Annotated in this window: 19 protein-coding genes; 10 read left to right on the forward strand and 9 right to left on the reverse strand. The window is 41.6% G+C overall.

Going from position 1 to position 24182, the window contains the following annotated elements; genetic code table 11:
• The first annotated feature begins 158 nt into the window (after positions 1–158).
• Positions 159–1421 carry an MFS transporter gene (locus H6G75_RS21425; protein WP_190982036.1) on the forward strand — a complete coding sequence of 421 codons (1263 nt, stop codon included), beginning with the start codon at positions 159–161 and terminating at the stop codon, positions 1419–1421.
• Positions 1422–1666: 245 nt separating this feature from the next.
• The gene (gene ilvB, locus H6G75_RS21430; protein ID WP_190982037.1) at positions 1667–3562 is read left to right on the forward strand and encodes a biosynthetic-type acetolactate synthase large subunit; all 1896 of its coding nucleotides are present in this window, start codon (positions 1667–1669) and stop codon (positions 3560–3562) included.
• 169 nt (positions 3563–3731) lie between these two features.
• Here ilvB and H6G75_RS21435 read toward each other — a convergent pair whose 3' ends face one another.
• Both H6G75_RS21435 and H6G75_RS21440 read right to left on the reverse strand, forming a co-directional pair.
• A complete protein-coding gene (locus H6G75_RS21435) occupies positions 3732–4769 on the reverse strand; it encodes a cyanophycinase (protein ID WP_190982038.1) in 1038 nt (345 codons plus the stop codon).
• A 163-nt stretch (positions 4770–4932) separates the two neighbouring features.
• Positions 4933–6120, reverse strand: a complete 1188-nt coding sequence (locus tag H6G75_RS21440) for a glycosyltransferase family 4 protein (RefSeq protein ID WP_190982039.1) — start codon at positions 6118–6120, stop codon at positions 4933–4935.
• Positions 6121–6548: 428 nt separating this feature from the next.
• On the opposite strand from H6G75_RS21440, the gene H6G75_RS21445 reads away from it, so the two are divergent.
• Positions 6549–7058, forward strand: a complete 510-nt coding sequence (locus H6G75_RS21445) for a hypothetical protein (protein WP_190982040.1) — start codon at positions 6549–6551, stop codon at positions 7056–7058.
• Between the two features lie 132 nt (positions 7059–7190).
• Here H6G75_RS21445 and lepA read toward each other — a convergent pair whose 3' ends face one another.
• Positions 7191–9002: a translation elongation factor 4 gene (gene lepA / locus H6G75_RS21450; protein WP_190982041.1), complete on the reverse strand. Its 1812-nt coding sequence runs from the start codon at positions 9000–9002 to the stop codon at positions 7191–7193.
• A gap of 592 nt (positions 9003–9594) precedes the next feature.
• Between lepA and H6G75_RS21455 the strand changes: the two genes are divergently transcribed.
• Together H6G75_RS21455 and H6G75_RS21460 are read left to right on the forward strand one after the other, a co-directional pair.
• Entirely contained in the window at positions 9595–9831 is a 237-nt protein-coding gene (locus tag H6G75_RS21455) for a hypothetical protein (protein ID WP_190982042.1), read from the forward strand.
• Between the two features lie 149 nt (positions 9832–9980).
• Positions 9981–11735 (forward strand): ATP-binding protein, encoded by a 1755-nt coding sequence (locus tag H6G75_RS21460; protein ID WP_190982043.1) that lies wholly within the window; start codon positions 9981–9983, stop codon positions 11733–11735.
• 72 nt (positions 11736–11807) lie between these two features.
• On the opposite strand, the gene H6G75_RS21465 is transcribed toward H6G75_RS21460, so the two are convergent.
• Both H6G75_RS21465 and H6G75_RS21470 read right to left on the reverse strand, forming a co-directional pair.
• Positions 11808–13112: a glutamate-5-semialdehyde dehydrogenase gene (locus tag H6G75_RS21465; protein ID WP_190982044.1), complete on the reverse strand. Its 1305-nt coding sequence runs from the start codon at positions 13110–13112 to the stop codon at positions 11808–11810.
• Positions 13113–13209: 97 nt separating this feature from the next.
• Positions 13210–14133: a nucleoside hydrolase gene (locus H6G75_RS21470; RefSeq protein WP_190982045.1), complete on the reverse strand. Its 924-nt coding sequence runs from the start codon at positions 14131–14133 to the stop codon at positions 13210–13212.
• A gap of 16 nt (positions 14134–14149) precedes the next feature.
• On the opposite strand from H6G75_RS21470, the gene H6G75_RS21475 reads away from it, so the two are divergent.
• Positions 14150–14581 (forward strand): nucleoside deaminase, encoded by a 432-nt coding sequence (locus tag H6G75_RS21475; RefSeq protein WP_190982046.1) that lies wholly within the window; start codon positions 14150–14152, stop codon positions 14579–14581.
• A gap of 7 nt (positions 14582–14588) precedes the next feature.
• On the opposite strand, the gene rbsK is transcribed toward H6G75_RS21475, so the two are convergent.
• The gene (gene rbsK, locus H6G75_RS21480; protein WP_190982047.1) at positions 14589–15548 is read right to left on the reverse strand and encodes a ribokinase; all 960 of its coding nucleotides are present in this window, start codon (positions 15546–15548) and stop codon (positions 14589–14591) included.
• Between the two features lie 237 nt (positions 15549–15785).
• Here rbsK and H6G75_RS21485 point away from each other — a divergent pair, with 237 nt between their 5' ends.
• Entirely contained in the window at positions 15786–17399 is a 1614-nt protein-coding gene (locus H6G75_RS21485) for an NAD(P)/FAD-dependent oxidoreductase (protein ID WP_190982048.1), read from the forward strand.
• 200 nt (positions 17400–17599) lie between these two features.
• On the forward strand, positions 17600–17980 hold the full coding sequence (locus H6G75_RS21490; protein WP_190982049.1) for a calcium-binding protein: 381 nt from the start codon (positions 17600–17602) through the stop codon (positions 17978–17980).
• A gap of 19 nt (positions 17981–17999) precedes the next feature.
• Here the strand turns inward: H6G75_RS21490 and H6G75_RS21495 are convergent, their stop codons facing one another.
• Complete coding sequence (locus tag H6G75_RS21495) at positions 18000–18566, reverse strand: sugar O-acetyltransferase (protein ID WP_190982050.1); 567 nt, start codon at positions 18564–18566, stop codon at positions 18000–18002.
• A gap of 129 nt (positions 18567–18695) precedes the next feature.
• On the opposite strand from H6G75_RS21495, the gene H6G75_RS21500 reads away from it, so the two are divergent.
• Positions 18696–19883, forward strand: coding sequence for a patatin-like phospholipase family protein (locus H6G75_RS21500; protein WP_190982051.1), 1188 nt, complete (start codon positions 18696–18698; stop codon positions 19881–19883).
• Between the two features lie 444 nt (positions 19884–20327).
• Positions 20328–20675 (forward strand): alpha/beta hydrolase, encoded by a 348-nt coding sequence (locus tag H6G75_RS21505; RefSeq protein WP_242051605.1) that lies wholly within the window; start codon positions 20328–20330, stop codon positions 20673–20675.
• Positions 20676–20756: 81 nt separating this feature from the next.
• Here the strand turns inward: H6G75_RS21505 and H6G75_RS21510 are convergent, their stop codons facing one another.
• Both H6G75_RS21510 and H6G75_RS21515 read right to left on the reverse strand, forming a co-directional pair.
• Complete coding sequence (locus tag H6G75_RS21510) at positions 20757–21875, reverse strand: mechanosensitive ion channel family protein (protein ID WP_190982053.1); 1119 nt, start codon at positions 21873–21875, stop codon at positions 20757–20759.
• 577 nt (positions 21876–22452) lie between these two features.
• Positions 22453–24129, reverse strand: coding sequence for an NAD(P)H-quinone oxidoreductase subunit 4 (locus tag H6G75_RS21515; protein ID WP_190982076.1), 1677 nt, complete (start codon positions 24127–24129; stop codon positions 22453–22455).
• Positions 24130–24182 lie beyond the last annotated feature (53 nt).

Consider the following 24182-nt stretch of genomic DNA (forward strand, 5'->3'; position numbering starts at 1 on the left):
AGTGAGAAATAGGAAGCAGAAAAATTTTAGATTTTGGATTTTGGATTTTCAATGATGTCATCCACAATTGAACTACCAGAAAACTAAAATTTCACACTTCATACTTGATACCTTCCCTTAGCTGTTCTATCTACCCTAGTCGTTATCACTAAGAACCGATGTTTCCAACTGAACCTGCTGCTGTCAATAATGGGTTTAGCGCACTGCTAAAAAACCGTGGCTTCATGCTTCTGTGGATTGGACAACTCATTTCCCAGTTGGCAGATAAAGTCTTTTTCGTGTTGATGATTGCCTTACTGGAATTTTATCCAGCCCCGCCAGGATTAGCCCAAAACTCAATGTACTCAACCTTAATGGTGGCATTTACTATCCCCGCCATTTTATTCGGTTCTGCGGGTGGTGTATTTGTGGATCGGTTGCCAAAAAAGTTGATTATGGTAGGCTCCGATATTGTGCGTGGGCTATTAACACTGTGTCTGCCCTTTTTACCAAGAGAATTTTTAATTTTATTAATTCTCACCTTTTGCATCTCTACAGTAACGCAGTTTTTTGCCCCCGCAGAACAAGCAGCCATTCCCTTGTTAGTGCGGCGGGAAAATTTATTGGCAGCCAACGCCCTGTTTAGCAGCACCATGATGGGGGCTTTGATTGTAGGTTTTGCCATTGGAGAACCTATATTAAGTTGGGCAAAAACCTTAATGGGAGAAGAATACGGGCAAGAAATTATCGTTGGTGGACTATACATTTTATCGGGTGTGATGATGCAGCCGATTCAATTTAAAGAACATAAACCCCATCGAGAACATCGAGTATCTGTTAACCCTTGGGCGGAATTTCGAGAAAGTGTGCGCTATCTCAAGAAAAACCGCTTAGTTTTAAACGCAATGCTGCAATTAACCACCTTATATTGTGTGTTTGCAGCTTTAACAGTCCTGACAATTCGATTAGCAGAAGAGTTTGGTTTAAAAGAAAAACAGTTTGGCTTTTTCTTAGCAGCAGCTGGAGTCGGAATGCTCATCGGGGCGGGGATTTTAGGTCACTGGGGGGATAAATTACACCACAAACCTTTGCCTTTGATGGGATTTTTAGCAATGGCACTTGTTTTGGGAGTCTTTACATTTACCCATAACTTATTGCTGGCATTAGGATTGTGTACATTGTTAGGTATAGGTGCAGCTTTGATTGGCGTACCCATGCAAACTTTAATTCAGCAGCAAACACCCCCAACCATGCACGGTAAAGTATTTGGTTTTCAAAACCATGCCGTAAATATTGCTTTATCTGTACCTTTAGCCATTACTGGGCCATTAACAGATGCCCTTGGGTTGCGTGTAGTTTTAGTGACAATGAGTGTTGTAGTTGCTGCCGTTGGTGTTTGGGCATGGCAGAACACCCGCCGAGTATTACAAGATGTGATTTAAAGAGCTTGATAATCATGCTTAATTGTCTATGATTAAAAATAGTCAGCTTTGCTGATTAAAACAAGCGCAACTTTGTTATTTCATATTTTTAAGATATTCCGCACAAACAGATAAATCTGTTTGTCACTTCTACCTTGTGATTGATATTTAAAAAATCGGTAGGCACTAAATCGAACTTTTCCATTAAAATGAAATCTTAACTACAGAATTTCAGCGTTAACTTAGCTATTATCTGAGGTTCGATCGTGACCTTGAGCTTGCCTTCCCCGATTAGTCCCGCAAAAACCGAAAATCAAAACCAGTCTGCTGCTCAATCGTCAGTTGTGACACCCAAACGGGCAACTGGTGGTTTCGCTTTACTAGATAGCCTGCTGCGCCACGGCGTTGAGTATATATTCGGTTATCCTGGTGGGGCAATCCTGCCGATTTATGATGATTTATACAAAGTAGAATCCACTGGTGCGCTGAAGCACATCCTGGTAAGGCATGAACAAGGCGCAGCCCACGCCGCAGACGGCTATGCCCGCGCCACTGGTAAAGTCGGAGTGTGCTTTGGCACTTCTGGCCCAGGGGCGACAAACTTGGTAACAGGTATCGCTACAGCCTACATGGATTCAATTCCAATGGTGATCGTCACGGGACAAGTACCCCGGAAAATGATCGGTACAGATGCGTTCCAAGAAACCGATATTTACGGCATTACTTTACCCATAGTCAAGCACTCTTATGTGGTGCGTGACCCTAAAGATATGGCCAGAATCGTGGCTGAAGCATTCCACATCGCCAGCACTGGACGGCCAGGGCCAGTTTTAATTGATGTCCCCAAAGATGTCGCCTTTGAAGAATTTGATTATGAGCCTGTAGAACCAGGTTCAGTTAAATTACCGGGCTATCGCCCCACCGTTAAGGGAAATCCCCGCCAAATCAATGCGGCAATTAAGTTACTGAAAGAAAGCCGTCGTCCATTGTTGTATGTTGGTGGTGGTGCGATCGCAGCTAACGCCCATGAAGAAGTTAAACAGTTAGCTGAGTTATTCAATATTCCTGTCACTACCACATTGATGGGAATTGGGGCATTTGATGAACATCATCCTCTGTCTGTGGGGATGTTGGGAATGCACGGCACAGCCTACGCTAACTTTGCTGTGAGCGACTGTGATTTGCTGATTTGCGTGGGTGCGAGATTTGATGACCGCGTAACAGGGAAATTAGATGAATTTGCTTCCCGCGCCAAAGTAATTCACATCGACATCGACCCAGCAGAAGTTGGAAAAAACCGTATTCCCGAAGTACCCATTGTTGGTGATGTCCGCAATGTCTTGGTTGATTTGTTGCGGCGCTGCAAGCAATCTGGGGTTAAACCTACACCCAACCAAAACCAAGAATGGTTGAATTTAATTAACCGTTGGCGGGAAGAATACCCCTTAGTTGTTCCCCAACATCCCGACAGCATCTCTCCCCAAGAAGCCATTGTCGAAGTTAGTCGCCAAGCACCCCACGCCTTCTACACTACAGATGTGGGTCAGCATCAAATGTGGGCGGCGCAGTTCCTCAAGAATGGCCCACGCCGTTGGATTTCCAGCGCGGGTTTAGGAACAATGGGTTTTGGCTTACCTGCGGCCATTGGTGCAAAAGTCGCCTTCCCCAATGAAGAAGTGATTTGTATCAGTGGTGATGCGAGTTTCCAAATGTGTTTACAAGAATTGGGAACAGCAGCACAATATGGGATTAATGTCAAGACTGTAATCGTGAACAATGGTTGGCAAGGAATGGTGCGCCAGTGGCAACAAGCCTTTCACGGCGAACGTTACTCTTCTTCCAACATGGAAGTCGGGATGCCAGATATTGAGTTGTTAGCGAAAGCTTACGGTATCAAAGGCATTGTAGTTAAAGAACGGGAGCAATTAAAAGATGCGATCGCCGAAATGTTGGCACATAACGGCCCCGTCATCTTAAATGTTCACGTCACCAGAGATGAAAACTGCTATCCAATGGTAGCCCCTGGTAAGAGCAACGCTCAAATGGTCGGTTTACCCAAGCAACCACCAACCAGTTCTGTAGAACCTGTTTGTTGTAGTCACTGCGGTAGCATGAATGCACCAAACCATAACTTCTGTGCTGAGTGTGGGACGAAGTTGTAAGTTAAATAACTTGGGGTGTAGGGGTGTAAGGGTGTAAGGGTGTAAGGAAAGCAGAAGGCAGAAGGACAATTAGAAAGGTTCTCAGTCCATCTAATAAAAGACCAAAGCACTTCTTTTCCTCGCACCCTCACACCCTCACCCCCTTACACCCTCACACCCTCACACCCACTCAATAGGGATCAGAATTAAACCTCCCCCGCTTCACACTCCTAAAGTAATAACCGCGATTTGGTGGATTTCTCAGGTCGAATGTATCGCCACTGGGAACCCGCCAAATTTTATAGTCATGGTAAGTCAGAGGTGTCCGGGGTTTACATACCTCCGGTGGGTGGTCTCCTAGAACAAAGTAGGCGGCGTTTCTCCCCATCACCTTAGCTAGACCATATTTATCTATGACAAGGGATGTCTCCTCACTAATAGCTATTCCTAAAACACGGTTAGCTTTGCCATCCTGAATTTGTCGCGCAATAAAAGCCATAATGCGACCCATACGTTTGCGGCTATCGAAGTGGGTATCGATGATGGTTCCGCGCAAATGACCCCATTGAAAAAAATCATAAGAAAAGGTGATGTTTCGATAAGGGTCTTCGAGTATTTCTCTGGTTTCTATGCTGTCTTCGCAGGCACAAGAATCGTAGATATACTCACTGTGAATCATTGCACCTGCACTCGTCCCGCCAATTGCACCGCCTCTAGCGTAGACTTCTCGCACAGCGTTTTCTAGTCTGGTGTTTTTCCAACTGCGGATATATTGACATTGGTCTCCCCCAGCAAAGAAAACTACGCCAGCTTTTCTAACTTTGGTGACGATATCTTCGCGGTTGGCATCATTGCGGTTACTAATGATGAGTGTTTTGACTGAGTTCACACCTCTCATACCGTAAATCAGGTGATTGTAATCTTCACTGCCATAGGCGCGGAGAACTACCACATCAACTTTATTGGCGCTGCTGCTAGTATCTCCACGAACTTGGTCAATCATCCATTGAATAGCCTTCTCAACATCAGGGCCACCGCCGCCTAAGTTTAGTACGGGGCCAGCTAGACGAGGAAGGTGGGAAAGGGGCGGAACAACATCAACAGTGTTGTCAATGAAGTGGCGTTTCAGGTATGCTGTAAGACGGGTTATTAAACTGGCACCCATCCTTAACAACACAGTTCCCAAATTCTTCCAGAACTTTGCTATATCTGGGAATGCCTTCGTCATACTAACTTTATAGAGCAAACTGCATTTACTGTTTACTCTCGCATCAGAAGGCTTGAAATTCCCAGCGTACAGGTCTTGTAATGTTTTTTAACGTCAAATAGTCCAGAGTAATCATTTATTCTCTGGTTTAGGGCCAGTATGCTCAGTTTTACTCTGTGTTTAATTACCAGACAACTTGCGATCGCTCCTGTACCACTCGCTGATAAACTGACTCTGTTTGCTGGGCTAGTTTTGACCAGCTAAAGCGGCGTTCTAAATCTTCGTAAGCGTTATCTACCAGCCATTGCCGATATCCGGGGTTTTTCAAAACCTCCAAAATTCCCCATGCTAAGGAATCAGGATCATTTACCCCAGTGACGATACCTGTTTTGGTATGCTGAACAACTTCCGGGAAACCACCCGTGTCAGAGACTACTACGGGTACGCGCGATGCAAAGCTTTCTAAAGCCACAATACCAAAGGGTTCATAAAAACTAGGGAATACAGCACAGTCGGCGATGGTTTGGAATTTATCTAAGTATTCATCAGATAAGAAACCAGTAAAGTAGCATTTCTCCCAAATGCCTAAATCTGCGGCTTGGCGTTTAAGATGATCGGTATTACCGCCACCAATAATCACAAATTTGACGTAACCACCCATCTCTGCAAGAACTTTGGGTGCAGCATTTAATAATACTGGTACACCTTTTTCATAAGTCATCCGCCCGACATAGTAAACAATTTTTTCCCCATCTTCGGCAAATTGGCGGCGAAAATCTTGCGCGTGAAAATCTTCGTGATGCTGTTTTTTCTCTGGACGGATACCGTTATAAATCACATCGATTTTATCCCAAGGGCTGCTGAGGGCGCGTTCTACCTCCCGGCGCATATAGTCTGTACAAACGATAACTCGCCAAGCATCGAAAGCAAGTAAGTTTTCTTTGCCATGAATATAACGTTGAATATCGTTATGAATTCCGTTATAGCGTCCATGTTCTGTGGCGTGAATTGTTGCAATTAAAGGAATTTTAAAAGTATGCTTGAGGGCGATCGCAGCATCACCTACTAACCAATCATGGGCATGGATGATATCAAACGGCCCTTCCTCCAAAATTAACTTACCACCGTGATGACCCATGCTTTGGTTAAGATTGACAATCCAGTGAAAAAAGTCATTACTATGTCCTACTGGTACCCGATGCACATTTATGCCTTCCACTACCTCATACATCGGTGCTTGACCAAATTCCACTGTAATTAAGTGAATTTCATGTCCTAACTTAGCTATTTCTGGATACAACTCAGCTACGTGTCTCGCAATACCGCCGACTATTCTTGGTGGAAATTCCCAACTTAATACAAGTATTTTCATGTACTAAAATCTCCAAATTTTTATAAATTTCTCAAAAAACTAGCTGTATCTCAAAAATACAAGGAGAAGAAATCTATTGAGTCGGTATGTTTACCAAAGTTTTCTAATTTTTTAATAATTTTAGGGATAGATCACAGGTTATCAAGGTTGGGCAAATTAGCAAATACCTTATGAAACTTACTAGATTAATTGATAAATGTTCCTAGTGTATGGAGTATCTAACCCCTCTTTCAAGTTTTAGTACTGCTTGTTTTCATGCTTGAGTAAAAACCATCAGGAAATAAATCAACGGTATCTTGCACCATTCTCAATGAATCCTGATTTGCTTAACACCCACACCACTGTGATAGTCTCTTTACTGTAACTTTGCATAAGTTATACCCAAAGCTACGTAGTAAACAAATTTTAAACCTTGGGTGGAAAGAGTCATGCAATCTATACCAATCAAGTTCTACAGACGAGTTCTGCTGACTGTTGCGATATCTGTTATGGGCATAATAGCGTCTTCTCCAGCTACGTTGACAGCACCTACGAAAACTCAACTATTGTCTCGAAAATGTACAACTAGTGGTTATATTGGACGAAGGCAAAGAGATGTATCTATCGGTAGAGAAGTATACACTAGTCAATTTAATATGATTGCTAACTCTAACGAAAAGTTAAGAGCTAGGGTTGCTTGCGACATTACCAAACCTCAGCCTGGTGCATTTAAAACACTATATCTTGAGATGGGGGTTGATGATGCAGATAGAAATTCTGACACAGTAGTAACTGTATTTTTCAACGGCGAAGAGGTTTTAAATAAAGCTGTTCAAAAAGGGCCTGTTAAAAAAGTATCTTTAGATGTGCGTAATGTACGCAGTGCTACTATTGAAGTCTGGACTCCTGATAGGTATGGAAATTCTGTCCACTTCGTTAAAGCTGAACTTTTAAAATGATCTTCAGCTTATTGCAGGCATACTTTAATAATTAAAACAGGTGTAGCGACAATTCATGAAGAATTGTCGCTACAGTAATTTTTTCAGGTTAAGTTCTAACTGATCAATTGTGAGTAGGTAAAATTTCCCTGATCAATTTTGATCTAACCGTAAGACTGCCATAAAAGCTTCTTGGGGTACATCTACTGTACCTACTGCTTTCATCCGCTTTTTACCTTTGGCTTGCTTCTGCAACAGTTTTTTCTTGCGGCTGATGTCACCGCCGTAACACTTGGCGAGTACATCTTTGCGTAAGGCGGGAATATGTTCACTGGCGATGACTTTACTACCAATGGCGGCTTGAATTGGCACTTTAAATTGATGGCGGGGAATTAATTCTTTGAGTTTCTCAGCCATTGACCGCCCGACGTTATAAGCTTTATCGCGGTGGACAATCATTGCTAAAGAATCCACGGGGTCGCCGTTAATCATGATATCTAGCTTTACCAGGGGATTTTCGCGGTAGCCAATGATATGGTATTCCATACTGGCATAACCGCGCGATCGCGATTTCATTTGGTCAAAAAAGTCGGTGACAACTTCTGCCAAGGGTATCTCATAAGTTAAGGTGGTGCGCCCTTGGGTGAGATATTTCATATCTTTGAAAATACCACGGCGATTTTGTGACAACTCCATCAATGTGCCGACAAAACCCTCCGGTGTAATCATCTCTACCTGTACGTAGGGTTCTTCGATTTTCTCACGGTCATTAGGTGCTGGCAAATGGCTGGGATTATCAATATATAATTCCTCGCCCTTAATAGTAGTGACTTTATAAACCACCGAAGGCGCAGTAATAATTAAATCCAAGTCATACTCACGCTCTAATCGTTCCTGCACGATTTCCATGTGCAGTAACCCCAGGAACCCACACCGGAAACCAAAACCCATCGCGCTCGAAGTTTCTGGTTCGTAGTGCAGCGCCGCATCATTGAGCCTGAGCTTTTCTAAAGCTTCCCGCAAGTCTTCAAATTGGTCAGCATCGATAGGGAACATCCCACAAAAAACCATTGGGTTGGCTTCTGTGTACCCTGGTAAGGGGTCTGCGGCTTTGGCATTAGATAAGGTAATGGTATCGCCTACCCGCGCATCTGCTACGGCTTTAATGGCGGCTGCCAAATAACCCACTTCCCCGGCGTGGAGGTCATCAACTTGCTTTTGGGTGGGAGATAGAACACCCAACTCATCGATTTCGTATTCCTTGCCGGAAGCCATCAGATAAATGCGATCGCCTTTTTTCACGCGCCCATCCATCACCCGGAAGTAGACAATTACCCCCCGATAGGGATCGTAATAGCTATCAAAAATTAACGCCCGTAAACGTTCATTAACTCTATCGGGTGCGGGTGGAATCCGTTCCACAATCGTCTCTAAAATCTCATCAATCCCAATTCCTTCTTTGGCTGAAGCGAGAATTGCCCCACTGCAATCAAGACCGATAATTTCTTCAATTTCGCTAATTACCCGGTCTGGTTCGGCACCAGGCAGGTCAATTTTATTCAAAACTGGAATAATTTCCAAGTTATGCTCTAACGCCAAGTAGACATTCGCCAGAGTTTGCGCTTCTACACCTTGAGACGCATCTACAACTAACAGCGCCCCTTCACAAGCCGCCAAACTGCGGGACACCTCATAAGAAAAGTCTACGTGTCCGGGAGTGTCAATTAAATTTAATACATACTGCTGACCATCTTTAGCAGTGTAATTCATCCGGGCAGCTTGCAGCTTAATGGTAATGCCGCGCTCCCGTTCTAAATCCATATTGTCGAGAAACTGCTCCTTCATCTGTCGTTGATCAACAGTGCCGGTAGCTTGCAACAGGCGATCGGCCAGGGTTGATTTCCCGTGATCAATGTGAGCAATAATACAGAAATTGCGAATGCGAACTGCGGGAACGTCAGTCATATACTATCTTTGCTGAAGCAGCAACCAAGGTTATAAAGAGCGATTTACTTAATGTATTTTAATGCTTTCTTTGCCAAGACGCTGCTATTTAGGAGAGGGAGTGGGGAGTTGGGAGGTGTGGGAGGGGTGGGAGACAAGGGAGACAAGGGGGACAAGGGGGACAAGGGGGACAAGGTAGATAAGTCTGTAGCATGGCAAATGACTAATAACTAATGACCAATGACAAATGACTATTGACCCTTAAGTATTTTGCAAATCTATATAAAGTCTCTATAATTAAGTCTATTTTTCCTTGCAGGTATTGAACAGTCAGCAGCGTACAATAAAGATATATAAGTACATAGTGTAGGGATCGTGGGCAGTTACACCTCGTAAATGCTCGGATCTACTGATTTACTGACAAAACTTCTAGAGCATTGAAAGAGTGAGTTCTATGAAAATTGCCACTTAAAAATTTCAAGCTGTTATTTTTGGTGAGAGTTCGGGGAACTATGTATCTATACCTTTAAGATTTGTCAGTAAACTAACCCGAAACTTGAGTAGAACTACTTTACAAAGCTTTGGAGAAAACAAATTCAGAGTATATAAACCTATGAATATGAAAGAGAGAGCTACCGAAGGGGAGCAAAGACAAGGCGATAAGGTAGAAATTGCTGTCCGCCTAGATTCTGAGCTATTAGAGCAAATTCAGCATCTTACCAATGATCCTAGCAAAGTCATTGAGGTAGCAATTCGCCAATGGTTACGGGGTGAGATTCATAGAGATGATGAACTGACACGGACTCCTTATCGCACACCTGTACCACCTAGAGGTGAGTGGAATGATTGACAGCCACAAACAAGCTTTTCATAGACAAGAACACCAAGGTCAATCATCTTATTCACAACAGTCAAAACACCCAATGTAAGTCTGCAAAAGCTATCAACAGCTTTTGCAAACCTGTATTGAGTTGCCACTTGTCTACCCAACTCGATTAAATGACTATTACTGCCAACTCCCAATTGCCAAACTTATTTTCTCAAAATCTGGAAGACATAGCTAATCAAACAAATGGCTCGTCACCAGCTCTCGGTGCTGAGTTGGTGTATGTGCAGGATGGGTCAGGCCGCTACCTGACATTTTATTGGCAGCGTAGTGAAGTTCTGGGATTAAACCCTGAGCAAATAGTCAGCAGCCATGAAGAGGAAATTTTTGCTCCTGTGGATAAGGTAGCCTATTTGGAACGATTGCACCGAATTTTAGCAAGTTTGGTGCCAGAAAAGTTTCAATGTTGGTTTCGCTACCAGCAAGAGTTGTATGAGTTGGAGTTAGTAATTTGTCCAATCATACCGCCACTGGGAACTGCCGCCACTACAGTTATAGTGATGGGGCGGTTATTACAGGCGACAGTGAATCAACAAGAAATCAGTAATATACCCAAAGCGCCTACACCAATCGAGTTGGCTTTACGTTCGCAACAACATCAAAAACTAGTAACGAAAATTACTAGAAATATTCGGCGAACTTTGGACTTAGACATTATTTGGCAACAAACAGTAGATAGTTTGGGTAAAGCACTCAAACTAGAACGTTGCATTATCTGTCCCTATCAGCCCTCTAGCTCTAAAGTACGTGTCATAGCAGAGTACCATCAGCCAGAACGCAGTTCGATGCTTGGCTTAGAAATAGATGTCGCTTCTGAGCCAGCATTTGCCCAAGCATTAGCCACTTTAGAACCTGTGGTGATGGAGGTATCACAATATGCACTGTGTCCACAGCAGAAAGTTTTAGTAGTTGCAACCTGCTATCAAGACCAAGCCAATGGTTTGATTGCTGTGGCTGTGCGAGATGAATGCTATCCTCTCACAAAAGCTGAACTGGAATTAGCCAAAGAAGTAGCTGATCAATTAGGAACTGCGATCGCTCATGCTACTTTATATAAAGAATTAGAAGCAGCCAGACAAAAAGCCGAAGAAGCCTCACGCCTCAAAAGTGAATTTTTAGCCAACGTTTCCCACGAAATTCGTACTCCCCTCAATGGCATGATTGGCTTTCTAAAGCTGATTCTAGAGGGGATGGCAGATGACCCAGAAGAACAGCATCAGTTTCTTTTAGAAGCCCATCAATCATCCATTCACCTGCTGAACATCATCAATGATATTTTGGATATTGCCAAAATTGAAGCAGGCAAAATGGAATTAGACTGCGCTCCGGTGAAATTAGATGAGCTATTTTGTGGTGTAGAAAGTTTCATGCGTCCCCAAGCAGAAATGAAAAACCTCAGCTTTCGGATGCAAATTCCTACCACCTGCGATGAAATTGTTGTCCAAGGCAATTATCAACGGCTACTCCAAGTCATGCTGAACTTGGTAAACAATGCCATTAAATTTACTCATGAAGGTGGTATAACCATCACATCCGAAATTGTCCAGAAAAAAGTCAAATTCCAAGAACAGCAATTTCCCGGTATGGTTAGAGTCCGGGTAGCAGATACTGGTATTGGTGTTTCTTTAGACAAGCAAGATAAATTATTTCAATTATTTTCTCAAGTAGATGGTTCCCGCACTCGCCAATATGGCGGTACAGGTTTGGGGTTGGCAATATCCCAAAAGCTAATTGAAGCGATGGGTGGCGAAGTACATTTTTACAGCTTGGGTGAAGGACTAGGTTCAACTGTCACCTTTACTGTACCTTTGTATCATCAACCAGTGATTGTTTCTTCTAGTGATGGTAACTTAGATTGTGCTTGTTGATACAGGTTATAGGTGATAGGTTACAGGTTACAGGTTAGAGTAAAAATACTAGTCCCTAGCCCCTAGCCCCTCCTACAAATCGCGGTGAATAAACGCCTTGGCATTTGAGCCGGTGTAACTAGCGACAATATGACCATTACCAGTCATTTGATATTTATAAGTTACCAAGCCTTCTAAGCCAACAGGGCCACGGGGAGGCATTTGTTGAGTGCTAATACCAACTTCTGCGCCAAAACCATAGCGGAAACCATCAGCAAAGCGTGTAGAACAATTGTGAAAAACGCCAGCAGAATTTACTAAGCCAAAGAAAGATTCTGCGGTAGCGATATCTTCAGTAATAATTGCGTCGGTGTGGCGAGAACCATATTGGTTAATATGAGCGATCGCATCTTCTAAAGAGTCTACAATTTTAACTGACAAAATTAAATCGCTATATTCTGTTTCCCAATCAACTTCGGTAGCTGGGGCAATATTTGGTAATATTTCTAAGGTGCGTTGATCACCTTTTAATTCCACATGATTGGTGGCTAAAGCTGCGGCAATTTTGGGTAAAAATTCTCCAGCAATTGCTTGATGTACTAATAAAGTTTCAATAGCATTACAAGCAGCCGCATATTGAATTTTCGCATCAACAGTAATTTCTACGGCTTTGTTAATATCAGCAGCTTGATCAATATAAGCATGACAAATGCCATCAGCATGACCAAGGACAGGAATGCGGGTATTTTCTTGCACAAACCTGACAAAAGAATTAGAACCTCTAGGAATAATTAAATCTACATATTTATCTAATTTCAACAGTCCTACAGTTTCTTCCCTTGTGGTGAGTAACTGCACCGCATCAGGACTAACAGCAGTTTGAGATAATCCTTGTTTAATTGCTTTGACTATGGCTTCACAAGAACGTACAGCTTCTTTACCACATTTGAGAATTACACCATTACCTGATTTAATCGCCAAAGAAACAATTTGAATGGCGGCTTCAGGACGGGCTTCAAAAATAATGCCTAACACACCCAAAGGACAAGAGATGCGCTTGAGGACTAAGCCAGTATCGAGTTCGCGGTGAATTTGGACTTTACCTATTGGATCAGCCAGTTTACCAACATCTCGGACTCCAGCGATCGCATCTCTTAATTTATGTTCATCTAACTGCAACCGTTTATACAGAGGTTTAGCAATTCCTTCCGCCGCCGCCGCTTGACAGTCAGCCACATTTGCCTGCAATATTTCCTCTCTAGCTGATTCTAACCCTTGGGCGATCGCTGCGATCGCTTCATTTTTTGCTTCTGTGGAAAGAATAGCCAATTTACTTGCAGCCGCGCGAGTTTTTTCGGCAATGCTAACTAGGGATGGTGCAACTTCAACAATGGTCATGAGAAAAAATAACTCTTAATTATGGTAGAAACATTTATTTTCCATCCTATAGCAATCTGATTTCCACTGTTGCCTCTTCCCTGTTACCTGTTACCTTTCATCTTGCCCATTGTTCCAAGATATAAGCATAAAAAGCATCTTTATCAACAGTATCCATTGCATAAATTTTCCGCCCACCGGGAACAACTTTCGTCCGTCCTTGACTTAAGCCGGTGGTAATAATTTCAGTTTCCCACTGTCGCAGTTGATAAAATTCTGGGTGTCCTAAATAAGCCGTCGCCAACACATCCCAAAAATAATAATCTTGGGGAATTACCAGTGCGTAACATTGTCCGGCTAAATCAGAGATGGGATAGTGACGTTGTTTGCCCATTTTGTACACAATATCTGATGTCACTGGGACATTGTTAGTTAAATCTAACGGACACATAATAATTTCAATTTGGGTTTGCCAAACTCGCGCGGCGGAAACTGCATCCCAATAAACATTCCATTCCGCCGAACCATCTTGTCCGGCTTCTAAACTTTTTTCGACATTACCACCAACATTCAACGCGCCACCCATCCAAACAATTCTTTGAATTTTGGCTTCAATGTCTGGTGCTTTATCTAATGCCACTGCAACTGTCGTTAATGGCCCTGTTACCATCAGCGTTACTGGTGTTGGTGCTTCTCGTAACACCCGCACCATAAAATCTTGTCCAGGTTCGGCAACCAAAGGTGTATTAATAGTATCCTGCTGGTTAAGAATGGGCAGATGATCAACAATAAACGAATCACGTCGATAAAGTCGAGGGAAAGGATTAATACCGCGTACTGTACTTTCGGCAACTGGGATGTGAGAAAATCCCATCAAATCAATGATTTTACGTGTCGCACTAACGGCAGGTTGAACATAACAATCAGCAGGAGTGACGACAACACCAAGCAATTCTATATGATCCATCGTCAACAGCAGCATAGTTGCTAGATAATCATCTACACCACCATCGTGATCCATTAATACCAGTTGTTTTGACATAAAGGAGAATAAGAGAATGGATGAATTTATGCAAGCTGCGATCGCAGAAGCTAGACAAAGTAGACAAGAAGGTGGAATTCCTATCGGTTCCGTTCTCGTCAAGGATGGCGAGATTCTTGGTAGAGGACACAATAAGCGCGTCCAAGACGGCGATCCTGTTACCCATGCCGAAATTGATTGTCTCCGTAACGCTGGCAGAATTGGCAGTTACAGAGGTACCACCCTATATTCAACCTTAATGCCGTGCTATTTGTGCGCCGGAGCGGTTGTGCAGTTTGGTATCAAAAAAGTCATCGCCGGCGAATCTCGCACATTTCCTGGTGCGAAAGAATTTATGGTATCTCACGGCGTGGAAGTAATTGATTTAAATTTAGATGAATGCGAACAAATGATGAGTGACTTTATTCAAACCAACCCCGAACTCTGGAATGAAGATATTGGGAAATAGTCATTTGTTATTTGTCATTTGTCCTTTGTGACGTTTCCCTACTCCCTACTCCCCTATCTTTAAGGAAAGCCTCAAAAGTCAACTTATCAGGTAACGAAGTTTGTGCGCCGGCTTTTGTCGCGGCTAAAGCACCTGCGGCTGCACCCCAAATCACGGCTTGATGTAAAGACATTCCAGCGTAAAGTGCAGCAGCTAAACCACCATTAAAAGCATCACCCGCCGCCACCGTATCTACAACATCAACAGGAAAAGCCGGAACAAAAAATGTTTCTTCGGCTGTGGCGCAAACTACGCCTTTTGCGCCTAATTTGACGATCGCAGATTTTACACCTCTTTGCAATAACACTGTTGCGGCTTTGGTTGCTGACTCTTGGTTATCTACTTTAAAACCAACTAATTGTCCGGCTTCTACTTCATTGGGGGTAATAATATCTACTAACGGGTAAAGTTCGGCAGGTAAATCAGATTGTACCGGCGCAGGATCAAGAATTACAGTAATATTTGCATTGCGTCCAGCTTGAGCAGCCGATACAACTGCATTCAAGGGAATTTCTAATTGTAAAAGTAGTGCTTTAGCTGTTGGTAATAAAGGCGATAACCTCTCCACATCTGCTTGATTTACTTCTCCATTTGCACCAGGAACTACCACAATTTGGTTTTGTCCAGCATCATCAACAATAATTATGGCAACACCAGAACTGACGCTTTCATCTCGGAAAATATTCTCAGTTTGTACGCCAGCCGTTTGCAAATTCTCCAGTAGTTCTGCACCAAAACCTTTGGTTCCCACACGTCCTACCATCTGAGTTGGAATTCCCAACCGCGCTAATGCTACAGCTTGATTTGCACCTTTACCGCCTGGGACTTGGAAAAAATGTTTTCCTAATAAAGTTTCGCCACTAGTTGGTAAATGGGAGGCGGTGGCGACTAAATCTAGATTGATACTGCCGAAAACAATAATACTCATAACGATAATTTTGCTGCGGTAGTTGAATGAAATGAATATTACAAACCAGTGAATTTATTGAATTTTTAGAGCTTGATTTTTATGACTATCAAAAATTTAACAAAATATCTTGCCAACTTAGTAAGAACTTTACTCATAGCAGCAACAGCTTTAAGGTAACTACATATACAAAAACTATACTGGGTAACGATTCATCACAAAAGAAACTAAAAAATTTACAAAACCCAATATAGATTTATGAGTCATTCACAACTGTTTCACAAACTAGCCAATACATTTCGGATTATCCGTTATTGTCAACAGCGTAATATCTCGACTAGCCAAGGTTTAGAAGAAATTTTGGCAATTCAGAAAATGATGTCAGTACGCAAAACTAAACGCCGAGAATTTCTCGCAGATATGGGAAAGTTCACCCTAATCGGTGGTGCAATGGGTGTAAGTACTGCTTATGCTCATCGTACCTTAGCAGCACCATCTTCAACTGATGCCAAAATAGCCATTATTGGAGGTGGGTTAGCAGGTTTAGCTTGTGCTTATGAACTGCAAAAAAAAGGCATTTTTGCTACTGTTTATGAAGCTAGTCAACGCATTGGTGGACGTTGTTATTCTCTAGAAGGTTTTTTTCCTGGACAAGTTGCAGAAAGAGGTGGCGAGTTTATCGATAACCTGCATAAAACTATGCTGGGATATGTGAAAGAATTTAAGCTAGAGGTAGAAGATTTATCTAAAGAATCTGGAGAAGTTTTTTATTACTTTAATGGTCAACGTTATTCTGAGTCACTGGTAGTTGAAGAATTTCGAGATTTTGTAGCAGCGATGCAAGATGATTTACGCACTATTCAAGAACCAACGGCGAATAATTTTACAGCAGCAGAACGCCGCCTTGATTTCATCAATTTACAAGATTATCTTGATAGTCGCGGGGCAGGAAATTTAATTAAGCAAGTGATTAAATCTGCCTATACTGGTGAATATGGACGAGAAATTACAGAACAAAGTTGTCTGAGTTTTTTATTATTTGCCCATGCAGATAAACGCTCAAAATTTCAGCCATTTGGTGTGTTTAGTGATGAGCGATATCATGTAATTGGGGGTAATCAACAAATTGTGAAAGCTTTAGAAACAAAATTATCAGGACAAATTAAGGCTGGCAAAAAACTTATAGCAGCTAGAAAAGATAGTTTAGGGAAAATTGAATTATTCTTTGAAAATAGTGTCAGTGAAAAATTTGATGCGGTGGTTTTTGCAATCCCGTTTTCAACTTTACGCGCAGTAGATTTAACAGGATTGCGACTTCCTCAATGGAAAATCAACGCTATTAACAATTTTGTTTATGGCACTAACTCAAAACTAATGGTAGGGTTTAATAGCCGTCCTTGGGTGAATTTTGGTAGTAATGGAGAAGCTTATGCTAATCTCCCATTTATTCAAGGAACTTGGGAAACAAATCCTAGCCAAGCAACTAATTATCGTGGAATATTGACAGATTTTACTGGTGGTAATTTAGGTGCAAGTCTCAATCCTAAATCTCTTCAGCAAGATACTGCAAATTTTTTGAGTAACTTAAAATTTATCTTTCCAGGCGCAGATATTTCAGCCACCAAAGTTAAAAGCAACCAGTATTTAGCTTATCTGGAAAATTGGTCATTAAATTCTTTCACTAAGGGCAGTTATACTTGCAACCAACCTGGATATTTTACTAGCATTGCTGGCAATGAAGGTACACCAGTAGATAACATTTATTTTGCTGGCGAACATACTAACTCATTTTATGAGTGGCAAGGTTTTATGGAAGGTGCGGCAATTTCTGGAGTTGTTGCAGCTAAACAAATTTATCAGACTTTTAAATAAGCGATCGCTTCTATTTGATGCCTTCCCAACTGACAGTAAAATTTATAGGTAATTAAGCGCATAGCCTAAAAAATACCAGCTTTATACTAAGCACTTAGTATAAAGCTCTTAACTCTGTAAAACAGCAACAAAAAAATTGACAGTCAATAGCTAAAGCGATATACCATATCAAGGTGCAATATACGCAAGTTTTTATTCTTATGTCTAGTGTTGAACGCGACGAAACCAGAGAACATCGCATCGCCACAGAAGTCATTGCAGATGCGGAAGATAAAGAAGACCGGGCAATGGGTTGGTATTATTACCTAGAAGAAGCCTTGAATTGTCCGTTTATGGCTAAATGGGCGAAAAAATCCCGCAAAACCTCGACAATAGAGGAAAAAACTGTTGAGGTGCTAGGAATGGCTCCTGATGATGAGTGTTTAAAAGATATGTATGTGGAAGTGGCTGATCTTAATGGAAAGGATGATGATGTCTATTCGGCAAAATTATCAGACATTAAGCCTATTGATGCAGATGGTGACACTGAACAAGCGATCGCAGATTGGCACTATTGGCTGGCTAGAGGCTACAAGTTCTAGAATATCGCCATGTAGCTCTTTAATTATCTGATAAGTAGCGAATAATTCGACAGGGGTTTCCAGCCGCAATAACATTTGCAGGTATATCTTTCACCACAACACTACCAGCACCAATTGTTGTGTTGTCACCAATTGTGACCCCTGGACAAATAATCGCATTTCCACCTATCCAGACATTGTTACCGATTTTCACGGGTGCAGCTAGTTCTTGACCTGTCAGCCGAATTTCTGGTTCTACGGGATGATACGCAGTATAAATCTGCACGTAGGGCGCACATAAAACATTATTACCAATTTCAACTATATTGCAGTCTAAAATTACGCAGCCGTAATTCATATATAATTTATGACCAGCATAAATATTACTGCCGTAATCACAGTGAAATGGTGGCACAATGGTAGTTTTTTCTCCTACCTTGGCGAATAATTCTTGGAGTATTTGTTGTCTTTGCTCTTGCTGTTCAGCATTTGTATTATTGTAGGTTTGCAAAAGACGGTTAGCACGTCGATTCTCAGCGGTTAATTCTGGATCTTCTGCTAAATACAACTCACCAGCTAACATTTTTTGTTTTTCTGTTTTCTTCATTAGCTATTTTTAATTTTTATTAAATAAAAGAGTGAATTTAAAAATAAATTTCCCAGGTGATTTTATTATCAATACTATTGCAATAAAAATCAAAAATTTTGCTTGATTTTAGCAAAAATTCGGAGGAATATGCCTTTTCGGATTTTAAGCTTGGATGGTGGCGGAATAAGGGGAGTAGTTGCTGCAACGATTTTGGCAGCTATTGAGCAGCAAATTAATCAGCCTTTGCACGAGTATTTTAACTTAATTGCCGGGACTTCTACAGGCTCAATTTTAGCTGCTGCGATCGCCACAGGACGCAACAGCCAAAATATCATTGACCTGTACACCCAAAAAAGCTCAAGAATCTTTCCTTACAGAAGTCTTTTTTCCTTACAGCGGCTACCTCTCATCCTCAAGTATGGTATTTCTGCACCAAAGTTTTCTGATAGCGGTTTAATTCAAGTACTTAAAGAAAATTTAGGTGAAACAAAATTATTTGATATTCCTGAACCAAAATTATTAATTACCTCCTACGACACCATTGCTAGAGAACCAATAATATTTAAAAGTTGGCGACAAGATAAAGACTATGGCAATGTCCCACTGTGGGAAATTTGCGTTTGTTCGGCTTCTGCACCTACTTATTTTCCTGCACATCAACTAGATAGAATAGTTAACGGCACAGTTGAAAGAGCTACAGAAAATACTGTTACCCTAGATGGTAATGCTTCATATACAGAAAACCTTTATAACAACACACAAATTAGAATTGTGAGTGGTACAGGTAGAGGTCAAACTCGCACTATCAAAAAATATAAAGGTTATACAAGAGAAGCCTTGTTAGATTCCCCTTGGGAGAGAGTACCAGATAATACGGCAACTTACTCAATTAAATGTATCTACTCTGCTATTGATGGTGGTGTGGCGGCTAATAACCCATCAGCTTGTGCTATAGCAGAAGCCTTAAGATTAGGCAATAGACTAGAAGATATTACCATTCTTTCCATCGGTACAGGCGATCGCACACGCATTATCCCATTTGCCCAAGCTGAAGGCTGGGGTTTGTTACAATGGGCGCAGCCAATCATTGGGATATTATTTGATGCTTCCTCTAGTGTTCACCAGTACATTACAGAACAGGTAATTCTAGATAACCAGATTTTACGCTTGCAATTTAAGTTAGACCGAGAGCTAATTGGTAAGCGATTAAGTGATGATATTGATGATGTCAGTCCTGAGAATCTTCAGAATTTAATGGAAGCCGCAAAGGTTTATATTCAGCAGCCATTAATACGCAATGCTTTACAGAAGTTTTTACAACTCAACAGTAATTAGTAGAAAAATGTAGAGACGTTACATGTAAAGTCTCTACATTTTTGGGTTTGGCGTTTGTCTGTCATTTACCCGGAATACGCTGTATGTAGATGTTATTTTATGTTTTGGCGTTGCATAAATGCGGGATGAAATTATAAAATTCCACTTTTAAAACTCTTTCTCTTTGAGCCTTTGCGCCTTTGCGTGAGACAAAAATCATCCACGTAATCAGCAACGTCTATATTTTTAGCTTGTAGCCTGTGCCGCTAAAAAGATTTGTTGCGCTGTTATTTGTAAATTGGGAAAAACAGAAGAAACAAGTTGATCATTATTTTGAAATAATTGTTTGCGATACTTAGTACACTTGATCAGTTTGCTCATCAGCTTGATTCTGATACGCTGCATTCCTTCAATTATCAACCAAAAGATCCAAGTCAACTTGAACAGTTCCACTCAGAACCGAGTATGTATGAACCGGATTCTTTGGGGAAGGACTATTCAAACGAAGCAGTATTAAGGAATTTTTTCTATCATGATTGTCAACCAGATGTGCTAGATTGGGCAATCTCGAAAGGGCGATCGCAACAATCTTTAGCATATATATTTGAAACACATCCTCTAAAAGCCTTTCCTGCAATTGAACGTAAATATATTGTTTGTACCAATGACCGAATTATATCTCCTGCATGGTCACGCTACGCTGCACGCCAGCGTCTAGGAGTCGATGCGATCGAATTACCGTCTGGACATTGCCCACATTTGTCTTGTCCTGAAATGCTGGCTTCAGCATTAACTACAACACCAATTCAGTAATTAAATAATATAATTAGGGGCGAACGATTATTCACCCCTACTGAAGTTTTTTTCAAAATTAAATATTAGTTCTGTGACTGATTAATTATTCATTCCCAGTTGACTAAGCTTATGCTTTTCTGGGGTAGTTTCCAGTTCCACAGATAGAAAATCAATGCCTTCTTTTTCTAACAATTCTAGAATGGCTAGATTTAAGTTTTTCTCTGCGGCGAAATAGAGTTTGTCATCATTAACAAAGCCAACGATGTTAATCACACGGGCATTATTCTCTATCTGGCTAAAGCGGACGATAATTTCCTTTGATAAGCCTTTAATAGATTCAGGCATTACTTGAATTGCATCGCAGATTCTAGCAGTTTGCTGGGCGGAAATATTATCAATTTTTAGAGTTAAGCTAATGCCCCATTTTAGTTCCTCACCGGGATTTTGTGACCAATTCTCAACAATGCCAGTAATCATTCTAGAGTTGGGCATTTTTAAAATAGAACCCCACTTGTATACGTGCAAGGTTGTGGTTCTAAATCCAATATTGAGAACTTGAACAAAACCCTCTACGCCTGCTACACCTACCCAGTCGCCTTCCCGATAAAGATTATCAGAGTAGATAATAATTGTACAAAACCAATCGTAGACAATATCTTTGAATAACAAACCTAACGTAATACCAGCACCACCTAATAAGCCAACTAGGGCGGCGGCTGATTGTCCTAGAAAGATTTCACTGACTTTAATAGTAATGACTATAATGGCTGCCGATTGAAATATTTTCGGCATTAATGGTCTAAGTAATTCATCAAGGTCGGTGTCAGTATGCAGTACTAAGTTAGCAATTATTTGACCTAAAATGGAAGCGGCTCGATAAATAGCATAAGCAACTATAAAAACGACAATTAAGTTAAGGGTTTTACCAATTGATTCGCTTAATTGAATGCCTAATTCTGGTGACAGAATTTCTTTGACAAACCACAGTCCGGCAATCAAGATTAACCAACTTAAAGACGGTTTGATAATTCCTACTAGTTCATCGTCTAGGTCGGTTTTGGTTTGTTTTGTAAAGCGTTCAATAGTTCTAACTATTAATTCCACTACAAATCGTCTTAATGTTTGTGTCAAAGTTAAGACGACAATGACAGTCACTATTTTGCCAATAGGTATGCCAGAGTAATCAATATTTTTCAGTAAGTTCAAAATTTCTTGCATAAGATTAGCCAACCAGTAATAGATGCTTAGACTTAATCACCCTGTGCTTTTTGTATAACAATCATTTAATGCTGAGAAAGACTCATGCTGTGTGTTTGTACAACACTATCTGAGTAGCGGAAGGTGAATTTGACGTTTCGCCCTTAATTCAGCATTTGATATAGTGTTATGAGCTAAATGTTACTCATGCTAATACTGGTTGTAATCCGGTGATATTCTTAAAATCTTGGTTAATTGCTAATGAGCTAAGTATTATTACTATTCTATATAGTACGATATATTTCTAATTACTTGGATTGTTTGGGTTTAAGCAATCTACTGTTCATGAAGATTTGCGATCGCACCATATAATACCATTTCACTTTAAAAATGATACGGATATGCAAGTAGCGCCTCGACTTCGCTCGGCGACCAGAAGCAGAGTTGCAGAGGAAGCGATTTCTATCAGTAATTTCGTGAAATGGTATAACCCCTCAGACTGGAAGTATGGGGCTATACAATCAATAAATTAGCCGTCATCAACTGCATACATCACCACGCAGTTAATGACGGCTGATTAATTTTTTGGCGGAAGAATTTATTTAATGATTCCTAAAACTTCCGGCTGGGCAACTTGGGGTGCAAATAATCCCTTGGCATAAATTTCCGGCTTGGCTTCGGCAAATTGAATATATGATTGGCGTACTTGGCTATTCACAGCCACAGTTTTGACATCATACATTTGTGTAGCCAATTTGGGATAAATCCCAACACCAATAATCAGCACCAAGAAACAAGCGGCGATAAAGATTTCACGGGGTTGGGCATCTCGGTAAACTGCTTCACTGGGTAGGAGACAGTCTGTACCGAAGCAAACTGTTCCTTCATCTTCTTGATTTTCAAAAGCAGAGTTACCAATATCACAGGTAAGTTCTGCGCCAGTACCGTAAAATACTTGTCGCAACATCGACAGCAGATAAATCGGGGTGAGGATAACTCCGACGGCTGCTAAGAACACCATAACGGTGCAGAATGTCGGACTGTAAATGTCACTGGTGGTAATACCAACAAATACTTGCAGTTCACTCACAAAGCCACTCATACCAGGAAGGGCGAGTGATGCCATTGCGCCAGCAGTAAACAGAGCAAATACCTTTGGCATAATTTGACCAATACCGCCCATACTTTCCATTGCCATTGTATGGGTGCGATCGTAGGTAACACCAGCTAAGAAGAATAGGACTGCGGCAATTAAACCGTGGGAAAGCATTTGCAGCATTGCACCACTGACACCGACATCAGTAAAGGAGGCAATTCCCAGCAGTACAAAACCCATGTGAGAAATAGACGAATAAGCGAGGCGGCGCTTCATGTTCGTCTGAGCAAAGGAGTTTAATGCACCATAGATAATATTGATGACACCAAGAGTTGCGAGAACTGGTGCAAAGTAAACATGGGCATCGGAGAGCATTTCTAAATTGATGCGAATTAAACCATATCCGCCCATTTTCAGCAGTACACCTGCTAATAGCATGGATACAGGGGCAGATGCTTCACCGTGGGCATCGGGCAACCATGTATGCAAGGGAAATACGGCTAATTTGACACCAAAGGCAATTAATAACCCAGCATATAACCACAGTTCTAAAGCTAAGGGATAATTTTTTGCACTAAGTTCAACGATATCGAAGGTTGTATTATCGCCGTAGAGCGCCATTGCTAGGCCAGCTACGAGAATAAAAATAGAAGCGGCGGCGGTGTAAAGTAAGAATTTGGTGGCAGCGTAACGGCGTTTTTGACCACCCCAAATGGAGACTAGCAGGTAAACAGGAACTAATTCTAGTTCCCACATAATAAAGAACAACAGTAAGTCTTGGGCGACGAATACGCCGATTTGTGCGCCATACAGCAGCAACATCAAGAAGTAAAACAGGCGTGGCTTGAGGTTAACTTGCCATGCAGCAAACATTGAAAGGGTTGTGACTAGTCCTGCCAGTAGCACAAGTGGCGCGGATATTCCATCGACTGAAACTGCCCAACTGAACCCCAACTGAGGCACCCAGGTATATTTCTCCGCGAGTTGAAACGTTGCACTGCTGGCATCGTAATGCTTCCAAAAGGCGTAGCACATCAAGATAAAATCCGCGATCGCCACACCTAGGGCATACCAGCGCACAAGTTTGCCGTCTTTATCAGGCAGCACGGGAATGAGCATGGAAGCAACGAGTGGGAGCAGAATAATCGCGGTTAGCCAAGGAAATCCATCCGCTATCATGGCAGTAAGCAAAAATACTCATAGTTGAATAACTTCATTATATGCAATTATGT

The organism is Nostoc sp. FACHB-280 (assembly GCF_014697615.1).
In the GTDB taxonomy this organism is placed as follows: Bacteria; Cyanobacteriota; Cyanobacteriia; order Cyanobacteriales; family Nostocaceae; genus Nostoc_B.